The 6,778-nt window shown below is 42.4% G+C and carries 7 protein-coding genes; 3 read left to right on the top strand and 4 right to left on the bottom strand.

The annotated features are described in order from the left end of the window. From yidC to rpmH, 4 genes are all read right to left on the bottom strand, one after another. Positions 1 to 1,652 (bottom strand): membrane protein insertase YidC (gene yidC / locus B2Y23_RS12900; protein ID WP_291371237.1); only part of this gene is annotated, 1,652 nt, incomplete at its 3' end. A 5-nt stretch (positions 1,653 to 1,657) separates the two neighbouring features. Further along, complete coding sequence (yidD, locus tag B2Y23_RS12905; RefSeq protein ID WP_291371239.1) at positions 1,658 to 1,978, bottom strand: membrane protein insertion efficiency factor YidD; 321 nt, start codon at positions 1,976 to 1,978, stop codon at positions 1,658 to 1,660. Positions 1,979 to 1,987: 9 nt separating this feature from the next. Further along, positions 1,988 to 2,377: a ribonuclease P protein component gene (rnpA, locus tag B2Y23_RS12910; RefSeq protein ID WP_291371241.1), complete on the bottom strand. Its 390-nt coding sequence runs from the start codon at positions 2,375 to 2,377 to the stop codon at positions 1,988 to 1,990. A 29-nt stretch (positions 2,378 to 2,406) separates the two neighbouring features. Beyond that, positions 2,407 to 2,541: a 50S ribosomal protein L34 gene (gene rpmH / locus B2Y23_RS12915; RefSeq protein WP_000831329.1), complete on the bottom strand. Its 135-nt coding sequence runs from the start codon at positions 2,539 to 2,541 to the stop codon at positions 2,407 to 2,409. A 659-nt stretch (positions 2,542 to 3,200) separates the two neighbouring features. Here rpmH and dnaA point away from each other — a divergent pair. The 3 genes from dnaA to recF form a co-directional block, all read left to right on the top strand. Next, the gene (dnaA, locus tag B2Y23_RS12920) at positions 3,201 to 4,580 is read left to right on the top strand and encodes a chromosomal replication initiator protein DnaA (protein ID WP_291357408.1); all 1,380 of its coding nucleotides are present in this window, start codon (positions 3,201 to 3,203) and stop codon (positions 4,578 to 4,580) included. 108 nt (positions 4,581 to 4,688) lie between these two features. Next, the gene (gene dnaN, locus B2Y23_RS12925; protein WP_291357406.1) at positions 4,689 to 5,834 is read left to right on the top strand and encodes a DNA polymerase III subunit beta; all 1,146 of its coding nucleotides are present in this window, start codon (positions 4,689 to 4,691) and stop codon (positions 5,832 to 5,834) included. Between the two features lie 27 nt (positions 5,835 to 5,861). Continuing rightward, positions 5,862 to 6,778, top strand: a 917-nt coding sequence (gene recF, locus B2Y23_RS12930; RefSeq protein ID WP_291371243.1) for a DNA replication/repair protein RecF, incomplete at its 3' end; no start/stop codon positions are given.

A 6,778-nucleotide genomic window follows, 5' to 3' on the forward strand; every position in this document is an offset into this window, starting at 1 on the left:
CCCGCAGGGAAGAACAACATAAATACGGTGAAGATAATCGGCATGATCTTAAAGACTTTCGCCTGCATCGGATCAGCCGGTTGCGGATTTAAAGACTGCTGGATAAACATGGTTGCACCCATCAATAACGGCAGGATAAACCACGGATCCATGGCAGACAAATCTTGAATCCAAGCCAACCAAGGCGCATGACGAAGTTCTACAGACTCCATCAATACCCAGTATAACGCCAAGAAAATCGGCATTTGTAACAGCAATGGCAAGCAACCAGAAAGTGGGTTCACTTGTTCACGCTTATACAGTGCCATCATTTCTTGTGAGAAACGCATACGGTCTTCGCCAAACTCTTCTTTCATGCGCTGCATTTCTGGTGCAATCACACGCATTTTCGCCATAGAACGGTAGCTCTTAGACGATAATGGCCAAAGAATCAGTTTTACTAGTACCGTCAACAGGATAATTGACCAGCCCCAGTTACCGACAATGTTATGGAAGAACTGAAGGCCCAAGAACAATAATTTGGCAATTGGCCATAACCAGCCGTAATCCACAGTTTGATTCAAGCCCACAGCCAGGTCTTTCAATTCAGACTGTACTTTAGGACCTGAATAGAACGTCGCATCCACCTCCGCAGTCGTACCGGCTGGCACATTCATGGTCGGTGAAGTGAAACCAATAATGTTCATGTTATCGGTTGATTGGCGAGATTCCAGTTTTGCAGTATAAGGCTGACCATTGGCTTGAGTCAGTTTCAGGTCACCTGGAATCCAGGCACTGACAAAATAATGCTGCACGACAGCAACCCAGCCACCTTTGGCTTCGACATTCAATTTTTCTTCATTGAAGTTGTCAAATTTCAGCTTGTTATAATGTTCGTCAGGCGTACCCCAAGCACCACCTAAGAAGGTTCCTAAAGTGAAAATACCTTGGGAAGATTTACCTGGATCATCCGAGTTATCCCGCTTGATTTGACCAAACATCTGACCTTGCCAGTTCTGGCCACTACGGTTCACCACTTTGTGGTTCACAATAATCGGATATTCACCTTGTTTGAAGGTGAAAGTCTTGATGATCTCAACGCCATCGGCAGTTTTATAAACCATCGGCACCGATAAAACTTTTTCCGCCTGACCATCTTTGGTTGTTTCTGCTTTGGCATCCGCCAAGGTATAAGAGGCTTTTTCAGTTTCATATACCGGACGACCATTACGGTTACTGTCTGGTCCATTCAAACCAATCAAGCCAGACTGAGCAACATAAGTACGTTTTACATCGCTTTCCAGCATCACAAACGGCGCATCACTGTCTTTATCTTTATCATGGTTCAATAATTCAATACGAACAATGTCACCACCTTTAGGATTAATCCAAAGATGATAAAGGTCAGTTTGTACTGAAATAAGCTGTTGACTTACAGGTGCAGTGGCATCTGTTGTAGTTTGCTGAGTCGCAATATTCGCTTGAGGCATGTCAGACGCAGTAGTCGCGGTTTGAGCATTTGGCAAATCTGCAGATACTTCATGTGAAACAACGGCAGTTTCTTGCTGCGCTTTAGTTTCTGCATGACCATAATCTTTTTGCCAAGCCAAAATAAGCAAATATGCGACGACAAACATGGCCCCTAGAATTGCAAACCTGGCCCATTGTTGCATATCTATTATCCCAAGTAGTTAGAGTGATTTCGGTTCAATAAACGATCACGAAAGGGTACAACAACGTGAAGCATTTGAGAATCTATTTGCTGAAATGAAATAAAACGAATTGCTTTTGACGGAACAGGATCATAACCCGAGCCACCCCAAGGATGACAACGACAAATACGTTTGGTAGCTAACCACGCACCACGCACAGCACCATGCGAATGGACTGCTTCTAAAGAATATTGAGAACATGTTGGAATATAACGACAGCGGGGTCCCAATAAAGGACTAATCGCGATCTGATAGAATCGAATCAACCAATGCAGTAAACGTACCATTGGCCATCTCTACTTTTGTGGGGAGGGAGCTATCTTTTTATGCTTATTGGCAAGGCGTTGCAATTTCTGCCAAGCAAATTGTAATTGCTGTTGCAATTCTGCATTAGGGATTGCTTCAATGCCGACTTTAGGCATGACCACAATATCTAATAAATCTAATTGCTGCTGATGCAGGCGAAAACTTTCGCGCGCAAGACGTTTTACTCTATTTCTTTCATGTGCACGACGCACTTTCTTCTTAGCAACAACAATACCCAAACGGCTGTTCGGCTGTTCGGAATTTTTTGCAAGAAATAAGAAATGGGGTTGATGCACTTTAAAAAGCGCACCATCAAACACACTTTTATAATCGGCAGCACAGCGTATACGTACCTCTGTGCTGAAGCCATAAAGTGTCATAACACCCAAAATCGCAATAACTTAACTAATTAAACAGTTAAGCTATGACGACCTTTTGCACGACGACGAGCTAATACTTGACGACCAGCTTTAGTAGCCATACGAGCACGGAAACCATGAACACGCTTACGCTTTAATTCTGATGGTTGGAATGTACGTTTCATATTGAAACTCCAAAAATGATCTTCTATGAAGGTTCGCGATTTTAGTGTTCATTCGGTGAGCTGTCAATCAAAAACAAACTTTCTTTCAAAATAAGGCATTTTTTTAAAAAAACTAAGAATCTGAGATTTTATATTCCACTCAAAACTGTTTTAATTTTACACACAATATAAGTTGTTGATTAATAATATAACATAAGTTATAAACAGAAATATTAACAACGTTATCCACAGCTCAATGTTGATAAGATGATTTTCTTCACTTTTGAATTTAAATTTAAAAATATTGAAAGTTATCCCCATCAACAACCGCTCTTATAAATAAATTCAAATTTATAAATTTAAATTTATTACTATTAGGGAGCCGTTTTTCTGTGGAAAAGCTATATTTTATTTTTATAAACATAAACTTGTATTGTGGATATCTATGTTTTTATGATTTTATTAAATTGTGGATAACTTTGTGGTATATTTTATCCACAGCTTGCGGATAAACTTATCCACACCGCAATTTAAATTTAAATTTAATCGGAAAATTACTTTTTGAGTGATATTTCCTTAATTTTGCCATGACAGATGTGGATAACTTCGATAGAATGGCGACCCGCTTGGTCGGGCTCGCATGATTTTTTTACTAACAATGGAATGAATAGGGGTTTCACATGCTTTGGACAGACTGTCTAACTCGTTTGCGACAAGAGCTTTCGGGAAATGTCTTTACAATGTGGATTCGCCCTCTCGTTGCTGAAGAGCTGAACGATACTTTAAGACTGTATGCGCCTAATCCTTATTGGACCCGTTATATTCAGGAACACCATCTGGAACTGATCACCATTTTGGCTGAACAGATGTCTGAGGGTCGGGTACGTAAAGTTGAAATTCTGGTAGATTCACGCCCAGGCGCGATTTTATCTGCCAATGAACAACCGGCAACGACTACAGCGGCATTACAGTCGGCTCCTGCTGCTGTTTCCAAAGCTAAAAAAGAAAAAGATGAAACAGGCAATAAAAACAGCCGTAAACGTTTACTCAATCCCTTATTTACTTTTTCCCTGTTTGTTGAAGGCCGTTCGAACCAGATGGCAGCGGAAACCTGTCGTAAGGTATTAACCCAATTGGGGGCTTCACAGCATAATCCGTTATTTTTATATGGTCCTACCGGTTTGGGTAAAACCCACCTTATGCAAGCGGTTGGTAATGCTTTATTGCAAGCTAAGCCCAATGCACGGGTGATGTATATGACTGCGGAAAGTTTTGTCCAGGATTTTGTCAGCTCTTTACAGCAAGGCAAAGTGGAAGAGTTTAAAAAGAATTGCCGCTCGCTCGATCTGTTGCTGGTGGATGATATTCATTTGCTGGCAGGTAAAGAAGCCAGTCTGGTCGAGTTCTTTTATACCTTTAACGCCTTATTGGATGAGTCGAAACAGATTATTTTAACTTCCGACCGTTATCCGAAAGAACTCACCGAACTAGATGCACGTCTGGTTTCACGTTTTTCATGGGGATTATCGGTTGGAGTGGAGCCACCGGATATTGAAACCCGGATTGAAATTTTGCTGAAAAAAGCGGAAAGCAGTGGGGTGGAGTTACCACGTAACTGTGCCTTGTTTATTGCCCAGCAAGTGGTGGCCAATGTCCGTGAACTGGAAGGTGCACTCAACAAAGTCGTGGCGATTTCCCGTTTTAAAGGTACGCCGATCGATCTGGAGGTGGTACGTGAATCCTTAAAAGACGTGCTGGCTATTCGTGCGCGTACCATCAGTACTGAAAATATCCAGCGTGTGGTGAGTGAGTATTTCCGTATTCCTTTAAAAGAAATTGTCGGTCCGAAACGTACCCGTATTTATGCCCGTCCACGTCAGCTTGCGATGGGCTTGGCACGTGAACTGACTGGAGATAGTTTTCCAGAAATTGGTATGGCTTTTGGTGGGCGCGATCACAGTACTGTCATGCATGCCTGTGAAAAAGTGATCAGCCTGCGTGAGGAAGATCCGATCTTTAATGAAGACTATAAAAACTTGCAACGGCTGTTGCAAAGCTGATCCATTTTGATCAAATTCTATTCTTGCAATGCGGCATATTCTGCCGCATAGTACAGTGCTAAAAACACATTTATTTATTTTAATCTTCAGTTGTTAGAGGAATGTACCGTGCGTTTGAAAATCGCGAAAGAAAGCTTACTTAATGTTCTGTCACATGTCGTAGGAGCGGTTGAACGTCGCCATACTTTAAACATTCTGTCTAACGTAAAAATTCAAGTGAATCATGAATCCTTAACCATTACCGGTTCCGATCTGGAAGTGGAATTGGTGGCCAGTACAACATTGGCTGAAGGGGCGTGTCTGCAAGCAGGTGAAACCACTGTACCGGCACGTAAACTGATGGACATCTGCAAGTCTTTGCCTGCTGCTGCCTTGATTGACCTGCAAATCACTGAAGATCGTTGCATTTTAAAATCAGGAAATAGCCGTTTTGTGTTGGGGACTTTGCCTGCTGAAGATTATCCGCTGTTAAGTACTGAAAATGCTCAAGGCACCCAGGTGACCGTGACTCAGCGCGAGTTAAAACGTTTATTTGAAAAAACCGCGTTTGCTATGGCCGTGCAGGATGTACGTTTTTATTTGACTGGTACTTTACTTGAAATTGATCAAAATCAGCTGCGTGCTGTAACGACTGATGGTCACCGTTTGGCACTGTGTGAAACGGCGGCAACTTCAAATACTACTCAAGCCATTCAAGCGATTGTGCCACGTAAAGCCGTAGCAGAATTACAGCGTTTGCTTAGCATTGAAGATGAGCAATTGTCTTTATTGATTGGCCGTGAACTATTAAATGTGACTATTAGCACCCCGAGCCGTGATAAGGAACAGGGCAATATTACCGTTCGTTTTACCACCAAGTTAATTGATGGAAAATTCCCGGATTACCGTCGGGTGATTCCGCGTGGTGGCGATAAAAATGTCTTGATCGCACATGACGTATTCAAGCAATCATTACAGCGTGTAGCGATTCTCAGTAATGAAAAATTACGTGGCGTATTCCTGAATTTTGGTGCCGATTCTTTACAGCTTCGTGCCAATAACCCGGAGCAGGATGAAGCGATTGAAGATCTGGCCATTCAATATGCAGATGCACCAATGGAAATGTCATTCAATGCACAATACCTGTTAGATGTATTGGGTGCTTTGGATGGTGAAGATGTGTCCATGACCATGACGGAAGCGAATCAATCAGTATTGGTACATGATCCAGCGCAACAGGATCAAACCTATGTTGTGATGCCAATGCGTGTTTAATTTGCCGATATTGAATCAGATCAAACTATGCATATTACGCGTCTAAATATAGAACGTGTTCGAAACTTAAAGGCGGTTGCACTCCAGGAGTTGCAGCCGTTTAATGTCTTTTATGGGCAAAATGGCTCAGGTAAAACCTCGATTTTAGAGGCCATTCATTTGCTGGCGACCGGACGTTCTTTTCGCACCCATATTCCTAAAAACTATATCCAGAATGAAACAGGCGATGCGATTGTGTTTGCGCAATCGGCAACAGAAAAAATCGGTATGCAAAAGCTGTTATCGGGTGAGCAGCTGATTAAGGTCAATGGTGATCATATTGCGACCCAAGGACAGCTGGCCAAAATCTTGCCTTTACAGCATATTGATCCACAAAGCACTGACATCATCGATTATGGTGCCAAGCCGCGCCGACAACTTCTTGACTGGTTGATGTTCCACGTGGAACCAGATTTTTATCATGCTTGGCAGTATTATGCTCGTGCCTTAAAGCAACGCAACAGTTTGCTGAAATCACAAAGAAATCTCAGTCTGAATGATTTAGAGCCGTGGAACAAAATGCTGGCGGAATATGGTGAAATGCTGAATTCGCAGCGTAGCGCTATTGTTGAACAGTGGAAGGTTTATTTTGAGCAGGATTTGCAGCAGTTGTTGCCCAATCTTGCGGTTGAATTGGAATATAGTCCTGGCTTTCATACCGAACAGGGCCTGCTGCATGACTTGACTGTGCATCACCAGAAAGATGTCGATCGCCGTTATACCGAGTATGGACCGCATCGTGCAGATTTACGTTTAAAAACAGCGATGGGAGATGCGGATGTGGTGCTTTCACGCGGTCAGAAAAAGCTGCTAATGATGGCTTTAAAACTGTCACAGATTGCAATGCTACATGCCTGTAATAAGGAAACTGTGGTATTATTAGATGATCTGACAGCAGAATTAGA

Source organism: Acinetobacter sp. UBA5934 (assembly GCF_002430855.1).
Taxonomy (GTDB): Bacteria; Pseudomonadota; Gammaproteobacteria; order Pseudomonadales; family Moraxellaceae; genus Acinetobacter.